We start from the raw sequence: 20,216 nt of genomic DNA, 5'->3' as shown, positions 1-20,216 counted from the left end.
ATCAATCGACAGGGAAATGCAGAAAATGGATCAGGATCTATCCGACAAGGTCGCGGCGATTACGGGTGCCGCGTCGGGCATCGGCCTCGAATGCGCCAGAAGCCTTCTCGCGGCAGGCGCCAGCGTGGTGCTTGTCGACCGTGCCGAGGAGATGCTGAAGAAGCTTTGCTCCGAACTCGGCCCCAAGGCGATCCCGCTGGTCATCGACCTGACCAATCCGGCCAGCGTGGCCACCATGATGCCGCAGATCCTGGAAAAGGCGGGCAAACTGGACATCTTCCACGCAAATGCCGGCTCTTACATCGGCGGCGACGTGGTCGACGGCGATCCCGACGCCTGGGACCGCATGCTGAACCTGAACATCAACGCCGTGTTCCGCTCCATCCACGCGGTTCTGCCGCATATGGTCGAGCGCAAGACGGGCGATATCATCGTCACCAGCTCGGTTGCCGGTGTCGTTCCGGTCGTCTGGGAGCCGATCTATACGGCTTCGAAACATGCCGTGCAGGCTTTCGTCCACACCGTTCGGCGCCAGGTTGCCAAACATGGGCTGCGCGTCGGCGCCATCGCCCCCGGTCCGGTCGTTACCGCGCTGATCAGCGACTGGCCCAAGGAGAAGCTTGAAAAGGCGCTGGCGGCCGGCGACCTGATCGAACCGGTGGAGGTGGCAGCCGCCGTGCTGTTCATGCTCACCCGACCCCGGAATGTGACGATCCGTGATCTCGTTATCCTGCCGCAGAGCAACGACCTCTGAGGCCCCGCCGGCAGGGTGCTGGAAACATATTGCGGAGTGACTGAATAGCCATGCCCAAACACTATCTCGGCATCGATGTCGGTACGGGCAGCGCCCGGGCCGGCGTCTTCGACCAGACGGGCGTCCTGCTGGCCTCAACCAAGTCCGACATTGCCGTGTGGCGAGAGGCCGGCGACATCGTCGAACAATCGAGCAACGACATATGGCGGGCGGTCTGCGCAAGTGTCCGAGAGGCGGTCAAGCAATCCGGGGTCGATCCCTCATCGGTCGCAGGCATCGGCTTCGACGCCACCTGTTCGCTGGTGGTGGTCGGCGAGAAAGGTAAGCCACTGCCGGTAAGCGGCTCGGGCGACGCTGAGCGCAACATCATCGTGTGGATGGACCATCGCGCCACCGAACAGGCCCGCCGGATCAACCAGGCGGGTCACAATATGCTGCGCTATGTCGGCGGTTCCATCTCGCCGGAGATGGAGACCCCAAAGCTGCTCTGGCTTGCCCAGAACATGCCCGGCACCTTTGCCGAGGCATGGCAATTCATGGACCTCACTGATTTCCTGACCTGGCGATGCACGGACAGTCTTGCCCGTTCCGTTTGCACCGCGACATGCAAATGGACTTATCTCGCGCATGAGAACCGCTGGGATGAGAGCTATTTTAGGATGATCGGTTTGGGCATTCTTGCTGATGAATCTTTCCGGCGCATCGGCACAGACGTCGTTCCCGGCGGGACGCCGCTGGGCAGCGGCCTGACCGCAAGAGCTGCGGCGGACCTTGGATTAACAGTGGGAACGCCCATCGCAGCCGGCCTGATCGATGCCCATGCCGGCGGCATCGGAACCGTCGGTGCGCGCGGCGGCGTCGGCAGTGTGAACTCACGCATGGCTTATGTGTTCGGAACGTCGGCCTGCACCATGTCGACGACGACGGAACCAGTTTTCGTGCAAGGTGTGTGGGGGCCATACTTTTCCGCCATGGTCCCGGGTTTGTGGCTGAACGAGGGTGGCCAGTCGGCGGCGGGTGCTGCCATCGATCATCTGGTGCGCATGCACCCGGCTGCCGAGCAGGCCGCAGGAACCGCCCTCGAAAAGGGGCAAAGCCTCAGCAGCTGGCTGTCGCTGGAGGCCGAACGGCTTGGTGGCGCGGCGTCAGCGCCCAAGCTCATCGGCGATGTGCATGTCGTTCCCGAATTCCTCGGCAACCGTGCGCCATTCGCCGACCCGGATGCACGCGGCCTGATTGCCGGGCTCGGCATGGAACTCGACTTCGGCAGCCTGCTCGGCCTCTATCTCGCCGGCGTTTGCGGGCTGGGTTACGGCGCGCGCCAGATCGTGCGGGCCCTGCATGAGAAGAACGTGCCGATCGATACTATCGTTGTCAGCGGCGGTGCCGGGCAAAGCCCGCTGGTTCGTCAGTTGCTTGCAGACACAACAGGGATGGTCGTCGCGGCTTCGACGTCGCAGGAACCGGTGTTGCTTGGATCGGCTATCCTTGGAGCAGTTGCCGCCGGCCACTACCAAGACACAGTAGCTGCCATGTCGGCAATGTCGGAACTCGGTGAGTTATATCATCCCGAGCCGGCATTGGCTGTCTGGCACGCAAGGCGGTTCGAAGCTTTCGAACTCCTCCAGGCCGCCGGCAGGGCCATCAGGGGCTAGACGGTCCTCACGCGCAAAGCAGCGTCACCAGGATGGGCATGCATCCGCGTCCCGCCGCGATTCAACCCGCACACAGCACACATTATTGACTCACGTCGTTGCGCCCGATATTGAACAGGATTAGACAGGTATACTGAACAGGTAGGACATGATGAAACCGGCGGGTAGTCTGGCGCCTGGAGCAGGCAAGCCAGAGCAGATCGCCACGGTTCTGGAGAAGGAAATCCGCTCCGGCCTGCTTGGCTTTGGCGACCGGCTTCAAAGTGAAAATGAACTCGTTCAGCGGTTTTCCGTTAGCCGCAATACCGTACGCAAGGGCCTGGAAGAGCTTTCAAATCGCGGACTGATAACCACTAAGGTCGGCATCGGCTCCTTCGTGACCTTTGACGGCAAGACGGTGGATGATGCCATCGGCTGGTCGCGTGCGCTCGCCAATGCCGGCGCAAATGTTACCACGCGCACATTGCGGCTGGAGGTCATTGAAGACGCCGGGCTTGCTGCAATGCTCGGAGTTGAAAGTCCGGCTTTCATAGCGGTGGACCGTGTCCGCACCAGCGCGAGTGATGGCCATGCGATCTCCATCGAACGCAGTCGGCTGCCGCTGTCTCCCGAACTTGAGGAAGTGCCCTTGAAGGGCTTGCGGGAGGGCTCGCTGCACGAAACGCTTCGGGGTGCGGGGCTGGTGCCGGACCATGGCGAGGAGTGGGCCGATATCGAGATGCTGAGCGCACAAGACGCAGCCATACTGGTTTGCCCGACAGGTACGCCCTTCCTGCGCACACGCCGTTTGACGCGCGCCAGCGATGGGCGGTTGATCGAATATGTAACGAGCCTGCTCAACCCCGCACACTTCGCGCTGCACCTGGAGTTCTGAGCCATGCCGGGGAGGGGAATGGCTCAAGAACTGGACCGGGCGATGAGCGCGCTTATAGGGGGCGCACTCGGCGACGCGCTCGGCATGCCGACGCAGCTTTTGTCGCCGGCCCAGATCGCAGCGTCGTACGGTTTCGTCGATAGCTTTGTCTCTCCTTCCGAGGACCATCCCGTGTCGAAGGGTCTGCCTGCCGGCACCATTACCGACGACACGGAACAGACACTTCTGCTTGGCCGTATACTGCTCGAATCCGGCGGCAGTTTCGATCACAGGCGCTGGGTGAACGCGCTGGTCGACTGGGAGAAGGACGTCAAGGCGCGCGGCAGTTATGATCTGCTTGGACCCTCGACCAAACGTGCGATCGATGCGATCAACAATGGCGAACCGCCGGAGGAAGCGGGCCGCAGCGGCGACACGAATGGCGCGGCTATGCGCATCGCGCCGGTCGGCATCTTGATGCCGACACAGCCGGTCGAGGCACTCGTCAACAAGGTCGCCGAAACCTGCCGGGCAACCCACAATACCTCGATTGCCATTGCTTCTGCCGCGGCCGTTGCGGCGGCTGTCAGCAGCGGTGTCGAAGGCGGTGACTGGCGCGATGCATGCGCAAGAGCCGTAACAGCGGCACGTCTTGGCGCCCTGCAAGGTCATTGGATCGTCGGAGCCGACATCGCGGCACGGATCGCATGGGCCTGCGATCTGGTTCGCGGCAAAACCCAGGCCGAGGCGATCCGGCTGATCGTCGATCTTGTCGGCACCAGTGTAGCCTCGCAGGAATCCGTGCCGGCGGCCTTTGCCGTTCTGGAAGTCGCGCAGGGTGACCCGTGGCAAGCTGCGGTCATCGGCGCCAATCTCGGCGGCGACACCGATACCATCGGCGCGATCGCCGCCGGAATGGCCGGAGCGCATGCGGGCATGACGCGGCTGCCTGCAAATCATGTTGCCGGGTTGAAGGGCATCGACATGGAAGAGGTGCGATCGCTCGCCGCTGATCTGGTGGCAGCACGCGGACGAATTTCTGGTGAAAGGGAGACGGCCGAATGACCCGCCTCGTTCACGCCGGAAGTGCGGTGGTCGACTACGTCTATCGCATCGACACGCTTCCGATGCCGGGTGCGGAGAAGGTTGCGGCAAGCTATGCCCGCGTCGCCGGTGGCGGCTTCAACATGATGGTGGCTGCTGCCCGGACAGGCATGAACGTCGTCTTCGTCGGACAGCACGGCACCGGACCCGACGGCGATTTCCTGCGCGCTGCGCTTGCAGCGGAGGAGATCGAGACGCTGGCACCGCGTTCGGCCGAACTGGACACGGGTAACTGCGTGGTGATCATCACCAACGATGCCGAGCGCACTTTCGTCTCATGGCCGGGAGCAGAGGGACGGCTGGATGCAAGTGCGATGAAGCCCGTTGCGCTCAAGGGCGATGACTGGGTGTTCAGTTCCGGCTACACGCTGAGCTATCCCGGTAGTCGTAAAGCTCTTGCCGACTGGATCGCGGCGCTGCCGGCGACGATCCCCTTTGTCTTCGATCCGACTCCGGTCGTTTCCGAAATTCCTATCGCGATCCTCTCGCGCGTCCTGTCCCGTACGACATGGCTGAGCTGCAATACGACTGAAGCAACCGCAATTGCGGGTTCAGCAGAGATCGCGACGAATGCCGAGCGCCTGTTGAGCGACTTCTGCCCGGGCGCAGCAGGCGTCGTTATCCGATCCGGCGCGGCGGGGGCGTTTCTACGTCTGCGCGACGGCACGTCGCAAGATGTTCCCGGTTTCGCGGTAAATGCCATCGACACCAATGGTGCAGGCGACACGCATATAGGGGCGTTCGTCAGCGCGCTGGCGCGGGCCATGCCGCCGTTCGATGCGGTTCGATACGCCAATGCCGCTGCCGCGATATCCGTCACCCGGCACGGTGGTTCATCGGCGCCGACCCATTTTGAAATTCAAGGCTTCCTCGCTGAGCGGGCCGCAGAAGCACCAGAGCGGGAAGCAGAAAAGATCAACGACTGACAACGTCAACAGAGAGGAACATCCGCATGACCAGATTGATCGCAACCCTGACGGCCACGACTGTCTTTGCTTCGATACTCGTGTTTGCCGCCCAGGCGGATGAAGTGCACGTGCTGAACTGGAAGGGCTATGGCGCCGACGAGCCTTGGGCCATCGAAGCTTTCGAGAAAGCCACCGGCAACAAGGTCGTCAATGATTTCTTCAACTCCGAACAGGAGATGCTGACCAAGCTCAGGACCAATCCCGGGCTCTACGACGTCGTCATGATCAACGCGGCCTTCAATGACCAGGCCATGTCGGAGAAGCTGATCCAGCCCATCGACCTGTCCAAGATTCCGAATGCCGCCGATATCAGCCCCGACAAGGTGAGTTCGCCGATGCTCAATCACGATGGCAAAGCTTACGGCGTGCCATGGGTTTGGGGACTGACAGCCCTTGCGATAAACGACAAGTCGTTCGACACCCCACCAGCCAGCATTTCTGTGATGTGGGACGAAGCCCGCAAGGGGCGTGTCGTTATCCGCGACGATGCCGTGGAGGCGATCCAGTTCGGAGCCATCGCCACCGGACAGAACATCAACGACATCAAGGATATAGATGCCGTCAAGGCGAAGCTGACATCGCTTATGCCGCAGATCAGGACATTCTGGAGCTCCGAGAACGACTGGAACCAGATGGTTGCCTCGAACCAGATCGATGTCGGCACTTACTGGAGCGGCTCGGCCGACCGCGCCAAAACCCAATTCAAGCTGCCTGTCTCGCTGGTCATCCCGCAGGAAGGTTCTGTGGCGTGGTTGGACGCCTTTTCCATTCCGGTAGGCTCCAAGAATGTTGCGGGGGCCGAAGCCTTCATCAACTACATGATCGATCCGAAGTTTTACGTCGAGTGGGTGACCAAGGTGGGGGCGCCGGTTTCGGCCAATGAAAAGGCAGTAGCTGCACTTCCCGAAGAGTCCTTCAACCGCAAGGTAATGGGCGATCCCGAGGTTGCGAAGCGCATTCAATTCCAGGCACCAATCACGGATGGGCAGCGCGAGAAATATCTGGCCCTGTGGCAGGAGTTGAAGGTCAACGTGAAGTAACGCCACGTCCAGGGAGGAAGGTCATGGCAGGAAACACTGCGGCTGGTTCGCGTAGTGGAATAAGGCCTGCGCTGCCGCTTCTGGCGCCGGCCTATCTCTGGCTCACACTGGCGATCTTCCTGCCGCTGTCGGCCATGGCCTTCTTCTCCTTCATGACCGACCTGCCGCTGTCGGGCAAGGACTGGTCATTCACGATCCGGAACTATGCCGCATTCTTTTCCAGCGGGCTCTATGTAACGCTGCTTTGGTCCTCGTTGCGGCTGGGGCTGGAGGTGACGCTTTGGTGCGCACTGATCGGATTTCCCGCAGCTTACGTGCTCGCCAAGGTGCTGAAGGGCAGGAGCCGCGAGGCGATCTTCCTGCTCGTCATCCTGCCGTTCTGGAGCAATGGGCTGGTGCGCATCTTCTCATGGGCGATGGTGCTGCGGGAAGGTGGCATTCTTGATGTGATGCTGAACGCCGTACTGCCGTTCAAGATCAGTGTCGACCTCATGTACTCATATCCGGCGGTCATAATCGGGCTGGTCCATTCCTATGTGCCGTACATGGTATTGACCTGTTACCTGACGCTGCAGGCGATCGATGACTCTCTGGTCGAGGCGGCCCGTTCGCTCGGCGCTTCAAGGCTCCAGGTGTTACGCCGGTTGATCATCCCGCTCGCAATGCCGGGTCTTATTGCCGGTGCCGTGCTCATATTCGTTCCCGTCGTCGGCTCGTTCATGGAGCCCCGCATCCTTGGCGGCCGCACCGGCACGTTCTATGGCACGGTCATCGAAGATCAGTTCGTCGCCGTCTTCAACTGGCCTTTGGGAGCCGCACTTTCCTACATCCTGCTGGCTGTCGTTCTGGTCATCCTGGCTGCAGCATCGCCGGTTCTCAGGAGGGCGACGTGATGTCGGCAACCCGCATTCTCGAAGGGCTTGGCCGCATCTATATCGGCCTGCTGCTGGCCTTCCTCTATTTGCCGATCGTCATCATGGCGCTGATGTCGTTCAACGTCTCACCGTTCTATCAGCTGCCGTTCGAATGGACGACGAAATGGTATGAGAATCTCTCGCGCAATACGCAGTTGCTCGCCGCGACATGGAACAGCCTTGAGATCGCAGTGATCACGACCGTCATTTCGACGTTGCTTGGCACAGCAGCCTCTCTCGCGCTGTTCCGATATGAGTTTCGCGGCAAGAAAGTCCTCCAGGCTCTGTTGTTTCCTCCGATTGCCATCCCGTGGCTGATAACGGGCACGGCGATGCTGATCTTCTTCTTTGGCATCGGCATAGGGCGCGGGCTGCATGCCATTCTGCTTGGCCATGTCGCGCTGGCTTTGCCGTATGTGATCGTCGTCGTTTCAGCGCGCCTGCAGACCTTCGCGCCTGAGCTGGAGGAAGCGGCGCGTTCGCTGGGCGCCAATCAATGGCAGGTGACGACCCGTGTCACACTGCCGTGGATCATGCCGGGCGTGATCGCAGGTGCGCTCTTTGCCTTTGCAGTCTCTTTCGACCAATTCGTCGTATCGTATTTCCTGTCCACTCCGGGCCAGGCGACACTTCCAGTCGAGATCTACGCCGCGATCCGCAAAGGCTTCACGCCGGAAATCAACGCGGTCTCCACCATCATCATAGCCGTCTCGATGGGACTGATGCTTGTTACCGCACGCTTCTTCAGGTTCGGAGGGGAAAAGTAATGGCTGATGTTCAGGTCGAAAGCGTCTCCCGCAGCTTCGGCGCACACAAGGCACTCGACGATGTCTCGATCGCATTTCCGGACGGAGGGTTCTATGCGCTGCTCGGTCCCTCGGGCAGTGGAAAGACGACTTTGCTGCGGTTGATCGCTGGTTTCGATTTCCCCGACAGTGGCCGGATCTTTATTGGTGGGGAGGGCGTCGAGCGCGTTCCCGTCGAAAAACGCCGCATCGGCATGGTCTTCCAGAACTATGCGCTGTTTCCGAATATGAGCGTTGCCGACAATGTCGCCTTCGGTCTTTCGGTTCGTGGCGAACCCAAAGCGAGCATTGCCATAGAAGTGCGGCAGGCTCTCGACCTCGTGCAGTTGGGCAAGCTCGGTGAACGCCGGCCACATCAACTGTCCGGCGGCCAACGTCAGCGTGTCGCACTCGCCCGGGCTATCGTCACCAAGCCGCGCGTGCTGTTGCTTGACGAGCCGCTTTCGGCCCTCGACAAGGCGCTGCGGGTGGACATGCAGGTGGAGCTGAAGCGTATCCAGCGCGAAATCGGCATCACCACTATTTTCGTCACCCATGATCAGGAGGAAGCACTGACGATGAGTGACCGGATCGGCATCCTGCGCGATGGCCGGCTGGTAGAAGAGGGCCCGCCTGAAGACATCTACAACAGCCCGAAAAGCGAGTTCGCAGCGACATTCCTCGGCGACGCCAATATCCTGCGCGGTGATGCTACAGGCGAGGGCATTCGCCTGCCGGACGGCACGGCGATCATCGCGGCTGGTAGCCTGGCCAATGTCACGGGGGTCAAGGCGTGCTGCGCCGTGCGGCCTGAGCGGATCAAAATCGCCAGGGCCACGGGATCGCCGTTGGCAGCAGAAGGCAACATGCTCAGAGGCCGGGTGTCCAAGCGCATTTTTGCCGGCAACAGCAGCACCTATTTCGTCGATCGCATGGGCGAGATCATCAAGGTTCACGTCCAGAACAGCGGGGCCACAAAGATCGAAGAGGGCAACGACGTCGTGCTGCACTGGTCGCCGGAAAGCACCGTGCTGATAAGCGCCGCCTGAACTATTCGAGCCGTGCGCGGAGACGGTTGAAAGGTCCGCGCAGGCGCGGCACCATGATTGAAAGGATTGGTGCTGCGGCAAGCGATTTCAGCTCCGAAATTTCCATGGGAAGTTCGTTGGCCGGCATTCCGCACCCCGCTTCACCTAGCACTTCCCCAAGCGCTGTCGCGGTCGGCACGCCACGCCCGGAATAACCCACCAGCGCGAACAAGCCTTCGGCCGGATTGTAGAGATGCGGCGCGCGATCCATGTTGATGGCGATCTGTCCGGACCAATGCCAGCGCCAGTCGATCTTCCCGATCCGGGGAAACATTTCCCTTACCCGTTTCGCGATAAAGGCCGTCGTCTTCTCGAAATTGGTTCCGATAATGGGCTCTACCAGCCCGCCCATGATCAATCGGTTCTGCTTGTCGAACCGGACATAGCGGACGTCCGGGCGCGTATCGCCGAAATTGTGGTTCTGGGGCAGGATTGTCTCGCGCAGTACGGGATCGAGTGGCTCAGACGCGATCGCGTAGGAAGACATGATGAAGAAGGATTTGCCGAGCGGCGGCAGGAGCTTGTCGGTATAGGCGTTAGTGGCGATAGCGACACATTTTGCGTGCACGGTGCCTTGCGGGCAGGTCACCAGCCAGCCGCCATTTTTCCTTTCCAAAGAGACAACCGGCGAGCTTGTATGAACCTCTGCCCCTTCCGTCATTGCAGCGCGCGCCAGACCGCGGACGTAGGCAAGTGGGTTGAGATGCCCGCCGCCGGAATGCATCCAGCCGCCATAAAAACATTCCGAACCAGTGAGCGCTATCGCCTGGTCGCGGTCGAGCAGAGCGGGCTTCGTGCCGAGGCGTTCATAGAAGGCATGCTGCCGCTCCATCTTCGGCATGGCCTGCGGACTATGCGCCAGTTGCAGCGCGCCAGTGGGGGCGGCTTCGCAGGCGATGTTATATTCGCGAATGAGCGAAAAGACGCGATTGCCCGAATCCGCCAGAATGCGCGTGAAGCGGTTGCCGCGCTCGGTTCCAAGTTTTTCGACCGCCTTCTCGGGATTGATGAAGCCGAATACCGGAACGCAATGACCATGGTTTCGCCCGGAACCGCCATGGCCGATTTCGGTAGCCTCCAGCACGATCGTCCTGACGTTGCGCTTGGCCGCATGAATTGCCGCCGCAAGGCCCGTATAGCCCGCACCAATCACCACGAAGTCGGCTTCCTGCGCTCCGGTGAGGGGGGTGGTCGCTGGGGCGTCAGGCGCGGTGTCTTCGTAGAGGCTGCCTATCTTCGTCATCGTCAGGCTTTCATGATCGGATGCCGGCAGCGTGCTGTGGCTCGTCCGCCGAAGTGCTGTTGTGCCGCGTCCAGAGCGCCTGGCGTTGTGCGGCAAGGCTCGACAAGGCATCGATCAGGCGCCCGCTCCAGTTCGCCTGCCCATCAGTTGTCGCCAGATGATCGTTGACGATCTCAAGCCCGCAGGCAGGGATGCCAGTGCCCCAACTGTGATAGTCGATGGTGAAGGAGCCACCGATCCCGGAATAGGGAGCATTATCGCCCAGCTTGAGATCGCCTCTGTGTCCCAGCGCCGAAAGCAACGCATGTGAGAGGCTGTCTCCTTCGTGCCAGATGGTGCCGGCATCCCAGTCGCGAAATTCCGCGCCGAGCTGGCGCGTGCAACTGTGCAAGGAGATTATGAAGGCAAAGGGTTCACGCGCTGCATGTCGTGCAATGGTCGCTTTGACCGCCGCATGGTAGGGCCAGAAATAGGTGTCGAGACGGCATTGCCTCTCCTGCTCGCTCAGGTTCCTGTTGCCGGGGACAGCAATTCCGTCGCTTTCAGCCAGAATGAGGCGAGGGTCGGCGATCCATCGGTTGCAGTCGAGCAGGAGGCGCGAATAGCGGGTCATAACCGCAGGTGCGTTCAGCCGGTGCGCTACCAACCGCACGACTTCCGCGATGCCGATATCGATACCAATATGCTTGTTGAGATCAGCCTCGCTGAGGCCGAGGTTGTCATATTCAGGCGGGATGGCGCTGCTGGCGTGATCGCACAGGATTATTCCCGGAAACGTGCCCTGAGGATTGAGCACTTCCACGCTCGTATCATCCCCCGAGCTGTCAACGAGTTCGAGGTCATGTTTTATCGTCATGCCGATTTTCAGTCTGATAGGCTTGGGACTCGCCCTTCTGTCGAAGGGCTTCGATCGTGGCCAGGCGCTCGCGAATCTTGTCCGGGCTGCGTTTGACGAGCGATGCGATGATTGCCTCGCATTGCGCAAAGGCGACGACCTTTGAATCGTAAGGTGACAGCGTTTCGATCGGGGAAACCAGAACCTGATCGGCAAAGTTGCTGATCGGCGACATCCATCGGTCGGTGAACAAAATGATCCGGGCGCGCGCCTCATGTGCGAGCCGGGCGAACTCGATGACATCATTCTGATAGCGGCGATAGTCGAATACGACGAGTGTGGTCTGGCTGTTGAAATCGGCTACGCGGTCGAACAGCCGCGACGACAGGTTCTCGATGACCGCCACGCCAGGCCGCAACTGGCTCAGATGCATCCAAAGGCGAAGAGCGAGAACCGCACTGAAGCGGCCTCCAAGGCAATAGATGTTGGAGCGCTCGTCTGCGAGCAGGTCGAGTATCGCATCGAACTCCTGCTGGCGATGGGCCGCCGCCGTCTGGTTAAGCGCGTCGGCAAGATTGTGCATGATGCCGACATAGGTGTTTTCAGTTCCGGCGGTCGCGCGGCGCGTATCCAGCATCGACAGCGGCGAGTTGAGTTGCTCGCTGACTTCCTCGATCAGGTCTTTCTGAAAGGCTGTATATCCTGCATAGCCGAGCTTGGTGACCAGACGAAGGATCGTCGGGACGCTGACGCCGGCCCGGCTCGCAAATCCGGCGACTGTTCCCAGCCCCGCCGACGGGTAGTTGCTCAGAAGGGTTCGCACGGCCTTTTTTTCCGCCGACGTCAACTTGATCGCACTGCTGTCGAGTATGTCCCTGATCGTCACGTTCGCCTCATCATGGCCGTACAATATGATAGATTTCTTCATCGTCAATGATATTTGATATCTTTTACTACATAAATCCGTTGACGCTTGCTCAAACTCTCATACTATGACCGCAAAGCTTATAAGAAAACCGTCCGAATGAGCCGGTCATCCGGTTTGCGGCAGTCAATAAGGGGAATTCTGGATGCGAAAAGCGACACTTTACACGACGTTGACCGCCGCATTGCTCGGTGCATCGTCGATCGTGGCAAATGCTGAAACGCTACGCTTCGCCGCCCAGGGCGACGTCGCCTCGTTCGACCCTTACGTCATCGACGAAACGTTCAGCTCCGGTTTTCTCGGAAATGTTTATGAAGGCCTGGTGCGCCGCGCCAACGACCTCTCCATTCAGCCGGCGCTTGCCGAAAGCTGGGAGATGGTCGAGCCGACCCGCTGGCGCTTCCATCTGCGCAAGGGCGTGAAATTCCATGACGGCAGCCCTTTCACGGCCGATGACGTCCTGTTTTCGGCCGATCGCGTACGCTCCGGCGGTTCGGATTTGAAGAACCGGCTCGCACCGGACACCAAGGTTGTGAAGGTGGACGACTACACGGTCGATTTCATCACCGCCACGCCCAACCCGATCATCCATTACCAGTGGGGCAACTGGTACATGATGTCGAAGGCGTGGGCCGAAAAGCACAATGACGCAGGCCCGCAAAAGGCCGGCGGAGACAAGGAAGCCTATACGACGCTAAACGAGAACGGCACCGGTCCGTTCACGCTCAAGTCGCGCGAGCCGGGCATCAAGACCACGCTGGTCGCCAATGCCGACTGGTGGGGCGCAGCCACCCGTGAAGACAATGTCACCGAAGTGGTCTTCACGCCGATACCGAACTCGGCTACCCGCGTCGCGGCCATGCTGTCAGGCCAGCTCGATGTGATCTTCCCGGTTCCGGTTCAGGATATCGAGCGCATCAAGGCAAATCCCGGAACGCAGATGATCGTCGGTCCGGAACTGCGCACCATCTATATCTTCATGGATCAGTTTCGTGATGAACTGCTCTATTCTAACGTCAAGGGCAAGAACCCGCTGAAGGACCATCGGGTGCGTGAGGCTCTGTACCGCGCGATCGACATCGAAACGCTGAAGAAGAAGGTCATGCGCGACATGTCCACGCCTTCGGCGCTGATGGTCGCGCCGGGCATTAATGGCGCCAGCGACGATTTCAAGCGCATCCCCTACGATGTCGAGAAGGCAAAGGCGCTTCTGGAGGAAGCCGGCTATCCCGATGGTTTCGAGATCGGCCTGGATTGCCCGAATGATCGTTACGTCAACGATGAAGCCATCTGCATTGCGGTCTCCAACATGCTGTCCAAGGTCGGCATCAAGGTGAAGGTCAATGCGCAGACCAAGTCGAAATTCTTCCAGAAGGTGTTTGCGCCCAATCTGGATTTCAGCCTTGGCCTCGTCGGCTCCACGCCGCCAAGTTTCGATAGCTGGGCTCCGATTAACTCCCTTCATGAATGCCCCCGCGTGACGCCGGAATCGGCGGTCTGGGCCGACGGCGAACGCGAGAAGGTCTCGAACGGAAAATCGAACTACGGCGGTTACTGCAACCCGGAAGTGGACAAGCTCGCCGGTCAGATCCTGGCGGAAACCGATCAGGAAAAGCGCAACGCGCTGATCAAGCAGGTCTGGACGATCACCACCGGCGACATCGCCTATCTGCCGCTGCACCAGCAATGGCTGGCGTGGGGCGTGCGTGACGGCGTCGAGGTCAAGCAGCGTGCCGACGATGTCTTCGACTGGCGCTACGTGAAGATCACGAAGTAGCGCCAGCTTCAGCACGCAGCCGCCCGAATGAAGGCTTCTGGCGGCCTCTGCCTCTTGATTTCCTGGCACTCTTTCTTCACGAGACGCACAGGGAGGTGAAATAGCGGGTCCACAATGGTCAGTTTCCTCCTGCGCCGGTTGATGCAATCCGGCATTGTCATGCTGGCGGTTGCCATGCTGGCGTTTCTCATGTTCCGTTTCGTCGGGGATCCCGTTGCCCAGTTGGTGGGGCAGGAAACAACGCTTGCCGAGCGCGCGCAGCTTCGCGAGCAACTCGGTCTCAACGATGCGGTGCCAGTGCAGTTCGCACGCTTTGTCGGGCAGGTCGTGCGAGGCAATTTCGGGCTTTCCTACCAGATGGGACAACCGGTGGGCTCGCTGCTGGCCGAACGGTTGCCGGCAACCCTCGAACTCAGCTTCATGGCCTTGCTGTTTGCTGCACTCGTCGGTGTGCCCATGGGCGTCTACACCGGCCTTCATCCTGACCGGTGGCTCAGCCGGCTGTTTCTGGTAATTTCTCTGGCCGGCATTTCGCTGCCGACTTTCTTCATCGGCATCATGTTCATTCTGGTCTTTGGCGTTGAACTCGGCTGGCTACCGACATTCGGGCGTGGGGAGACGGTACAGCTTGGCTGGTGGACGACGGGACTGCTCAGCGTTTCCGGCTGGAAGTCGATCCTGATGCCGGCTGTCACGCTCGGCCTGTTCCAGCTCACCTTCATCATGCGTTTGATACGATCGGAAATGCTTGAGGTGATGCGCGCCGATTTCATCAAGTTCGCGCGGGCAAGGGGCCTCAGCGAGCGCTCCATAAATTTCGGTCATGCACTCAAGAACACGCTGGTGCCGGTGATTACCATCGCCGGCCTGCAACTGGGCTCGATCATCGCCTTCGGCATCATCACCGAAAGCGTGTTCCAGTGGCCCGGCATCGGCCTGCTTTTCCTTCAGGCCATTTCCACCGCAGACATTCCGATCATGTCCACCTACCTGCTTCTGGTGGCTTTGATCTTCGTGGTGATCAATCTCATTGTCGACCTGCTCTATTACGTCGTCGACCCACGCTTGCGCACCGACAGCGTGGCGAGGGGCGCATGACAATGGACGCGAACCAGAAATTGAAGTTCCTGCCTGCGCTGCGCGACAGCGACGTCTGGTATAAATTCACCGCGTCGCCGTTGACGGTGGCAGCAGCGCTCATAGCGCTTGCCATGATTGTTTGTGCTGTGCTTGCGCCCTGGATTGCGCCGCATGATCCGTTCGATCCGCAATCGATCGACCTCATGAATTCGCTGATACCGCCAGTCTGGTCATCGGATGGAAGTTGGGATTTCATTCTCGGCACCGACGATCAGGGTCGTGATCTTTTGTCTGCAATTCTCTATGGCGCGCGCATTTCGATCCTTGTCGGTTTCGTCTCGGTCGGCTTCGCCGTCATCGTAGGTCTGATGGCGGGGCTGATTTCGGGTTATATCGGGGGCGTTCTCGACACCGTCATTATGCGCATCGTCGACATCCAGATGACGTTTCCTGCGATCATGGTCGCTTTGCTTGTCGACGGCATTACCCGCAGTATGCTTCCGAAGGATCAGCATGACAGCCTCGCCATCTTCGTCATCATCTTTTCACTCGGCTTGTCAATCTGGCCACAGATAGCCCGCACGGTTCGCGCCTCGACAATGGTCGAGAAGAACCGGGAATATGTGCAGGCCGCCCGGGTGATGGGTCGTTCAGCACCGGTAATCATGCTGCGTCACGTGATGCCGAACGTGCTCGGACCGGTGTTGGTGATCGCGACAATCAATCTCGGCGTCGCAATCCTTGGCGAGGCTACGTTGAGCTTCCTAGGCGTCGGGATTTCGGCATCCGAGCCTTCCCTCGGTACGTTGATTCGCATCGGCAATAATTTCCTGTTTTCCGGCGAGCGGTGGATCGTGCTGTTTCCGGGTTTGATGCTGGCGCTATTGGTGCTGTCGGTCAACCTGCTCGGCGACTGGTTGCGCGATGTCCTCGACCCGAAGCTGCGCTGAGACGGGAGATCCTGACAGATGAAACGGGACACCGAAAACCAGGCGCCGCTGCTAGAGATAACCGGCCTGAAGGTCGAGTATCCAGGACGCAGAGGCACTTTTGTCGCGGTGCAGGATATTGATCTCGTCGTTCGGCGTGGTGAAATCCTGGGCCTTGTAGGCGAGTCCGGAGCCGGAAAATCGACGATCGGCAGTGCCGTCATGGGGCTGCTCGACGCGCCCGGCCGCATCACCGCCGGCCATATCGATCTTGAAGGGCAACGCATCGACGCGCTCGATGCGGATGGTTTGCGCAGCATTCGCGGCAAGCGCATGTCGATGATTTTCCAGGATCCGCTGACGAGCCTCAATCCGCTCTATACGGTCGAACAGCAACTGGTGGAAACGATCCGCACACACAAGCCGCTGTCGGCGACTGCCGCGAAGCGAGAGGCGATCGAGCTTCTGCGCGCCGTTGGAATCCCTGACCCGGAACACCGCATCAGCCAGTACCCGCACCAGTTTTCCGGCGGCATGCGGCAGCGCGTCGTCATAGCGCTGGTGCTCTGCACCGATCCTGACCTGATCATCGCAGATGAGCCGACTACTGCGCTGGATGTCTCGGTGCAGGCGCAGATTCTCGATCTGATCAAGAAACTCGCGGCCGAACGTAACATCGGTGTCGTGCTGATCACGCACGACATGGGCGTGATTGCCGAGACGACCAACCGCGTCGCCGTCATGTATCGCGGGCGCATTGTCGAAACCGGCGAAACGCAACAGATCATCACTGCGCCGTGTCACGACTATACCAAAAGCCTGATCGGTGCCGTGCCGCGCGCGGACCTGAAGCTTCATCGCTTCCCCCGCATCAGCTACATCGAGGCCGGGACACGACCCGATTTCAACGTGAAGACCCATTGGCTCGGAACGACGCGGGCAGACCTGCAGGGCAAGACGGTGGCTGCCGGAAAACCCCTTGTCGCGATAGACGGGCTTGGCATGAGATTTGTTGTCCGGCGCTCGCTGCTGCCTCGCAACCGGGTTTCCTTCGATGCGGTCAAGAATTTCAGTCTCGATATCGGTGAAGGCGAAGTGCTTGGCCTTGTGGGAGAATCGGGCAGCGGGAAATCCACTGTCGCCAAAATTCTGTCCGGCCTCTATCAGCCTTCCTCGGGAAACATGACCTTCGATGGTGAGGATGTGTTCGGCCTTACCCGGCATTCCGATCGCCAGGCAATCCGCCGGCAGGTCCAGATGATCTTTCAGGATCCGTATTCGTCGCTCAATCCTCGCATGCGCGTCGATGCGATCGTCGCCGAGCCGATAAGGCATCACCATCTTGCATCAGGTCCGGCGGAAACAAAATCGATCGTCGATGATCTTCTGGAACTCGTGGGCCTCGGCAAGGCCGCGGGGCGGAAGTTCCCGCACGAATTCTCCGGTGGCCAGCGGCAACGCATATCCATCGCCCGAGCGCTGGCCACGCGCCCGCGATTTCTGATTTGCGACGAACCTACTTCGGCACTGGATGTGTCGATACAGGCGCAGATTCTCAATTTGCTCAAGGACCTTCAGGAAGCGCTTCGCCTGACCATCCTTTTCATCAGCCACGACCTGCCGGTGGTGCGGCAGATGTGCGACCGCGTGGCCGTGATGAAGCAAGGGGAGTTGTGCGAACTGGCGCGAACCGATGACCTGTTTGAGCGTCCGCAGCACCCGTATACGCGCGAATTGCTGCGGCTGATGCCAAAGATCAGCGCTCCAGCCTGTGAACGCGACAAGGGGATAGGTGCGTCCTCGCAATTACAGTAGACGCTGCGCTTTACCCGCTTTAATGGTTTTTAGTGAATCTGCCGTTTCTGCCGATGGTCCTGAACCGCTGTATGAGCGCGGCGTACTTGTCGGTGGTGACACCCAAGGACGCTCACCGCTGTGGAGGATAGGAGAAGCGCGTGCAGACCGATCGAGTTGTTGCATCGCCTGCCATAGTCACGGTCGAGAAGCGTGCCGCCAAACATGTTCCCGCCGCCATGCGCCAGATGCTGGCCCTGGACGATTTCGAAGCGGCCGCACGCCGATATCTGCCTCGGCCTGTCTTCGGCTATGTCTCCGGCACGAGCGAAACCGGCGCGTCGTTTCTGGATAATCGCAAGGCCTTCGCCGATCATAGTTTCGTGCCGCGCATCCTGCGGAATGTCGGCAATCGTTCGCAGGCGACTTCATTGTTCGATGTCTCTTACGCGCATCCTTTCGGCATTTCCCCGATGGGCCTAAGTGCTCTCGCAGCCTTTGACGGTGATGTGACTTTGGCGCGCGCTGCCGGCACGATGCGGATTCCTTCCATCCTGAGCGCTACTTCGCTGACCAAGCTCGAACGAGTTGCGCGGGAAGGGGGCAGCCGTTGGTTTCAGGCCTATCTTCCGGGCGAAACCGAGCGAATCGACGCCATGGTCGACCGTGTTGCCGCAGCAGGGTTCGAGACCTTTGTGCTGACGGTAGACGTGCCGGTTGCTGCAAATCGAGAGAACAACGTCCGCAACGGCTTTAACGCTCCGTTGGAGCCTTCCCTGGGATTGGCGTGGCAGGGCCTCACCCATCCGCATTGGCTGGTTGGGACCGCGCTTCGCACCTTGCTACGTCACGGCATGCCGCATTTCGAGAACATGGATGCCGGCCGTGGACCGCCGATCCTGTCGCGCAATCTGGTGCGGGCTCTGGGCAAGCGCGACCAGCTCGGTTGGGAACATGTCGACCTGATCCGCGCGCGCTGGAAGGGGAAGCTCGTAGTGAAAGGGATTTTGTCACCGGAAGATGCGCATCTGGCGCGCGAGGCAGGCGTCGACGGTATTATCGTATCGAACCATGGCGGCCGCCAACTCGACGGTGCGATATCGCCGCTGAGAATGCTTGCCGAAATTGTCGAACGATCCGGCGAGATGCCCGTGATGCTCGACAGTGGTGTTCGGCGCGGGACCGACATCCTTAAGGCACTTGCACTCGGAGCCCGCTTTGTTTTTGTCGGCCGCCCCTTTCTTTATGCAGCCGCAGTCTTCGGCGAGGCCGGCGTCACGCACGCCGCCAATTTGCTCGTTGAAGAGATCGATCGCGACATGGCTCTGCTCGGTGTCCGTGAATTGGCCGAGCTGTCGCCATCCCTCCTCAGGCGCGCCTTCTGAGGTTCGTTCAGCCGCACCTTTTACCCTCGCTTCCTCGCTATGTCCGGTAAACGGAGTGCAAGGTACTTGGATCGCTTGCCGATTGTAATGCGATTTTCAAATTTGACATAAGAGTTTGTTCTTGTAAGTATTTTGCCATTGAGGGAGGAGGCAAGACGAGCTGATGTCGATCCGCGAGAATCTGGCCAATACCACCACAGCGTTGACCTCGGCCGAGGCCAAGATCATCCAGGCATTGTTAGCCGATTATCCGATGTCGGGCCTGGGCACGGCGACGCGGCTGGCGCGCCGGGCAGGGGTCAGCGATCCCACGGTCATGCGCCTCATGATCAAGCTCGGCTATGACGGCTTCGCCGACTTCCAGACCAAGCTTCTTGCTGAGGTCGAGGCGCGGCTTCACTCACCGTTGCTGATGATGGAGGCGAAACGCCCCGGCGGTTCCGACACCAGCGCGGCGATGGCTTATTTCCATTCCGTTTCAAACAGCATGGAGAATACCAGGACGTCGGTGCCGTCGCAGACCTACAGCCGCGCCGCAAAACTGATCTGGGAAACCAGGGGGCAGGTCGTGCTGGTCGGCGGCCGCTTCAGCCGGCATATCGCCTCGATGTTCGCCGGCTATCTCGTGCAGTTCCGCTCAGGTATCCGCGATGTCGGCTCGCTGACACCGGTGGATTTCGACCTTCTGATCGACCTTGGCAAACGCGATCTTCTCATTGTCTTCGACTATCGGCGTTATCAATCGGACGTCGTCAGTTTCGCCCGGCAAGCCTCCGAACGTGGCGTGCCGGTCCTGCTCTTCACCGATACGTGGCTGTCGCCGATCGCGGAGTTCGCGGAACTGTCCATGGCTGCGGCGATCGACGCCGATTCCCCTTTCGACACGCTGGCGACCGCGGTCGCGCAGATGGAAGCCGTGGTCGCGCAGGCGCTTCCGGAACATGGCCCAGGTGCGCGCAAGCGTATCGAGGAGATCGAGCAAATACGCGCGAAGAACTCCGTCACGCTGGACACGCTCGAGCCGAAAGGCGGCAAGACCTCGTCATAGCCAACGGCCGCTTCGAGCCGCCACAATTTTTTCAGAAGG

General features: G+C 60.1%; 18 protein-coding genes. 15 read left to right on the top strand and 3 right to left on the bottom strand.

The window, feature by feature from the left end:
- The first annotated feature begins 25 nt into the window (after nucleotides 1-25).
- The 9 genes from BM413_RS03445 to BM413_RS03405 all read left to right on the top strand — a co-directional run bounded on the left by BM413_RS03445 (nucleotide 26) and on the right by BM413_RS03405 (nucleotide 9,122).
- A complete protein-coding gene (locus tag BM413_RS03445) occupies nucleotides 26-754 on the top strand; it encodes an SDR family oxidoreductase (protein WP_091910510.1) in 729 nt (242 codons plus the stop codon).
- 50 nt (nucleotides 755-804) lie between these two features.
- On the top strand, nucleotides 805-2,409 hold the full coding sequence (locus BM413_RS03440; RefSeq protein ID WP_091910509.1) for an FGGY-family carbohydrate kinase: 1,605 nt from the start codon (nucleotides 805-807) through the stop codon (nucleotides 2,407-2,409).
- A 148-nt stretch (nucleotides 2,410-2,557) separates the two neighbouring features.
- Nucleotides 2,558-3,283: a GntR family transcriptional regulator gene (locus tag BM413_RS03435; protein WP_091910507.1), complete on the top strand. Its 726-nt coding sequence runs from the start codon at nucleotides 2,558-2,560 to the stop codon at nucleotides 3,281-3,283.
- Between the two features lie 18 nt (nucleotides 3,284-3,301).
- Entirely contained in the window at nucleotides 3,302-4,327 is a 1,026-nt protein-coding gene (locus tag BM413_RS03430) for an ADP-ribosylglycohydrolase family protein (RefSeq protein ID WP_091910506.1), read from the top strand.
- Nucleotides 4,324-5,292 carry a PfkB family carbohydrate kinase gene (locus BM413_RS03425; protein ID WP_091910504.1) on the top strand — a complete coding sequence of 323 codons (969 nt, stop codon included), beginning with the start codon at nucleotides 4,324-4,326 and terminating at the stop codon, nucleotides 5,290-5,292. The genes BM413_RS03430 and BM413_RS03425 overlap by 4 nt, the downstream gene beginning before the upstream one ends.
- Before the next feature lie 20 nt (nucleotides 5,293-5,312).
- Nucleotides 5,313-6,374: an extracellular solute-binding protein gene (locus tag BM413_RS03420; RefSeq protein WP_091910502.1), complete on the top strand. Its 1,062-nt coding sequence runs from the start codon at nucleotides 5,313-5,315 to the stop codon at nucleotides 6,372-6,374.
- A gap of 23 nt (nucleotides 6,375-6,397) precedes the next feature.
- Nucleotides 6,398-7,267: an ABC transporter permease gene (locus BM413_RS03415; RefSeq protein ID WP_091910501.1), complete on the top strand. Its 870-nt coding sequence runs from the start codon at nucleotides 6,398-6,400 to the stop codon at nucleotides 7,265-7,267.
- Nucleotides 7,267-8,055, top strand: coding sequence for an ABC transporter permease (locus tag BM413_RS03410; RefSeq protein WP_091910499.1), 789 nt, complete (start codon nucleotides 7,267-7,269; stop codon nucleotides 8,053-8,055). The genes BM413_RS03415 and BM413_RS03410 overlap by 1 nt, the downstream gene beginning before the upstream one ends.
- Nucleotides 8,055-9,122 (top strand): ABC transporter ATP-binding protein, encoded by a 1,068-nt coding sequence (locus BM413_RS03405; protein WP_091910497.1) that lies wholly within the window; start codon nucleotides 8,055-8,057, stop codon nucleotides 9,120-9,122. The genes BM413_RS03410 and BM413_RS03405 overlap by 1 nt, the downstream gene beginning before the upstream one ends.
- Nucleotide 9,123: 1 nt before the next feature.
- Here the strand turns inward: BM413_RS03405 and BM413_RS03400 are convergent, their stop codons facing one another.
- The 3 genes from BM413_RS03400 to BM413_RS03390 are packed head-to-tail and all read right to left on the bottom strand — an operon-like array spanning nucleotide 9,124 to nucleotide 12,125.
- Complete coding sequence (locus BM413_RS03400; RefSeq protein WP_091910496.1) at nucleotides 9,124-10,404, bottom strand: NAD(P)/FAD-dependent oxidoreductase; 1,281 nt, start codon at nucleotides 10,402-10,404, stop codon at nucleotides 9,124-9,126.
- A 10-nt stretch (nucleotides 10,405-10,414) separates the two neighbouring features.
- A complete protein-coding gene (locus BM413_RS03395) occupies nucleotides 10,415-11,260 on the bottom strand; it encodes an N-formylglutamate amidohydrolase (RefSeq protein ID WP_091910494.1) in 846 nt (281 codons plus the stop codon).
- The gene (locus tag BM413_RS03390) at nucleotides 11,244-12,125 is read right to left on the bottom strand and encodes a MurR/RpiR family transcriptional regulator (RefSeq protein WP_091911088.1); all 882 of its coding nucleotides are present in this window, start codon (nucleotides 12,123-12,125) and stop codon (nucleotides 11,244-11,246) included. Before BM413_RS03390 ends, BM413_RS03395 begins: the two co-directional genes overlap by 17 nt.
- Before the next feature lie 184 nt (nucleotides 12,126-12,309).
- Here BM413_RS03390 and BM413_RS03385 point away from each other — a divergent pair, with 184 nt between their 5' ends.
- The 6 genes from BM413_RS03385 (at nucleotide 12,310) to BM413_RS03360 (ending at nucleotide 20,177) form a co-directional block, all read left to right on the top strand.
- Nucleotides 12,310-13,941, top strand: coding sequence for an ABC transporter substrate-binding protein (locus BM413_RS03385; RefSeq protein ID WP_091910492.1), 1,632 nt, complete (start codon nucleotides 12,310-12,312; stop codon nucleotides 13,939-13,941).
- Nucleotides 13,942-14,055: 114 nt separating this feature from the next.
- Nucleotides 14,056-15,039, top strand: coding sequence for an ABC transporter permease (locus tag BM413_RS03380; protein ID WP_091910490.1), 984 nt, complete (start codon nucleotides 14,056-14,058; stop codon nucleotides 15,037-15,039).
- Nucleotides 15,036-15,971 (top strand): ABC transporter permease, encoded by a 936-nt coding sequence (locus tag BM413_RS03375; protein WP_091910488.1) that lies wholly within the window; start codon nucleotides 15,036-15,038, stop codon nucleotides 15,969-15,971. Before BM413_RS03380 ends, BM413_RS03375 begins: the two co-directional genes overlap by 4 nt.
- A gap of 18 nt (nucleotides 15,972-15,989) precedes the next feature.
- Nucleotides 15,990-17,765, top strand: a complete 1,776-nt coding sequence (locus tag BM413_RS03370) for a dipeptide ABC transporter ATP-binding protein (RefSeq protein ID WP_091910486.1) — start codon at nucleotides 15,990-15,992, stop codon at nucleotides 17,763-17,765.
- A 140-nt stretch (nucleotides 17,766-17,905) separates the two neighbouring features.
- Nucleotides 17,906-19,129 (top strand): alpha-hydroxy acid oxidase, encoded by a 1,224-nt coding sequence (locus tag BM413_RS03365; RefSeq protein ID WP_348272871.1) that lies wholly within the window; start codon nucleotides 17,906-17,908, stop codon nucleotides 19,127-19,129.
- 163 nt (nucleotides 19,130-19,292) lie between these two features.
- Nucleotides 19,293-20,177 (top strand): MurR/RpiR family transcriptional regulator, encoded by an 885-nt coding sequence (locus BM413_RS03360; protein ID WP_091910485.1) that lies wholly within the window; start codon nucleotides 19,293-19,295, stop codon nucleotides 20,175-20,177.
- Nucleotides 20,178-20,216: the final 39 nt, after the last annotated feature.

Origin of the sequence: Mesorhizobium sp. YR577, assembly GCF_900116595.1 — a bacterium.
Classification (GTDB): Bacteria; Pseudomonadota; Alphaproteobacteria; order Rhizobiales; family Rhizobiaceae; genus Mesorhizobium_M.
This window is presented reverse-complemented; position numbering and strand designations above follow the sequence as displayed.

Excerpts from the sequence above, each read along its gene's own strand:
- BM413_RS03445 (WP_091910510.1), top strand. The coding sequence starts at position 26 with ATGGATCAGGATCTATCCGACAAGGTCGCGGCGATTACGGGTGCCGCG.
- BM413_RS03440 (WP_091910509.1), top strand. The coding sequence starts at position 805 with ATGCCCAAACACTATCTCGGCATCGATGTCGGTACGGGCAGCGCCCGG.
- BM413_RS03435 (WP_091910507.1), top strand. The coding sequence starts at position 2,558 with ATGATGAAACCGGCGGGTAGTCTGGCGCCTGGAGCAGGCAAGCCAGAG.
- BM413_RS03430 (WP_091910506.1), top strand. The coding sequence starts at position 3,302 with ATGGCTCAAGAACTGGACCGGGCGATGAGCGCGCTTATAGGGGGCGCA.
- BM413_RS03425 (WP_091910504.1), top strand. The coding sequence starts at position 4,324 with ATGACCCGCCTCGTTCACGCCGGAAGTGCGGTGGTCGACTACGTCTAT.
- BM413_RS03415 (WP_091910501.1), top strand. The coding sequence starts at position 6,398 with ATGGCAGGAAACACTGCGGCTGGTTCGCGTAGTGGAATAAGGCCTGCG.
- BM413_RS03410 (WP_091910499.1), top strand. The coding sequence starts at position 7,267 with ATGTCGGCAACCCGCATTCTCGAAGGGCTTGGCCGCATCTATATCGGC.
- BM413_RS03405 (WP_091910497.1), top strand. The coding sequence starts at position 8,055 with ATGGCTGATGTTCAGGTCGAAAGCGTCTCCCGCAGCTTCGGCGCACAC.
- BM413_RS03400 (WP_091910496.1), bottom strand. The coding sequence starts at position 10,404 with ATGACGAAGATAGGCAGCCTCTACGAAGACACCGCGCCTGACGCCCCA.
- BM413_RS03395 (WP_091910494.1), bottom strand. The coding sequence starts at position 11,260 with ATGACGATAAAACATGACCTCGAACTCGTTGACAGCTCGGGGGATGAT.
- BM413_RS03385 (WP_091910492.1), top strand. The coding sequence starts at position 12,310 with ATGCGAAAAGCGACACTTTACACGACGTTGACCGCCGCATTGCTCGGT.
- BM413_RS03380 (WP_091910490.1), top strand. The coding sequence starts at position 14,056 with ATGGTCAGTTTCCTCCTGCGCCGGTTGATGCAATCCGGCATTGTCATG.
- BM413_RS03375 (WP_091910488.1), top strand. The coding sequence starts at position 15,036 with ATGACAATGGACGCGAACCAGAAATTGAAGTTCCTGCCTGCGCTGCGC.
- BM413_RS03370 (WP_091910486.1), top strand. The coding sequence starts at position 15,990 with ATGAAACGGGACACCGAAAACCAGGCGCCGCTGCTAGAGATAACCGGC.
- BM413_RS03360 (WP_091910485.1), top strand. The coding sequence starts at position 19,293 with ATGTCGATCCGCGAGAATCTGGCCAATACCACCACAGCGTTGACCTCG.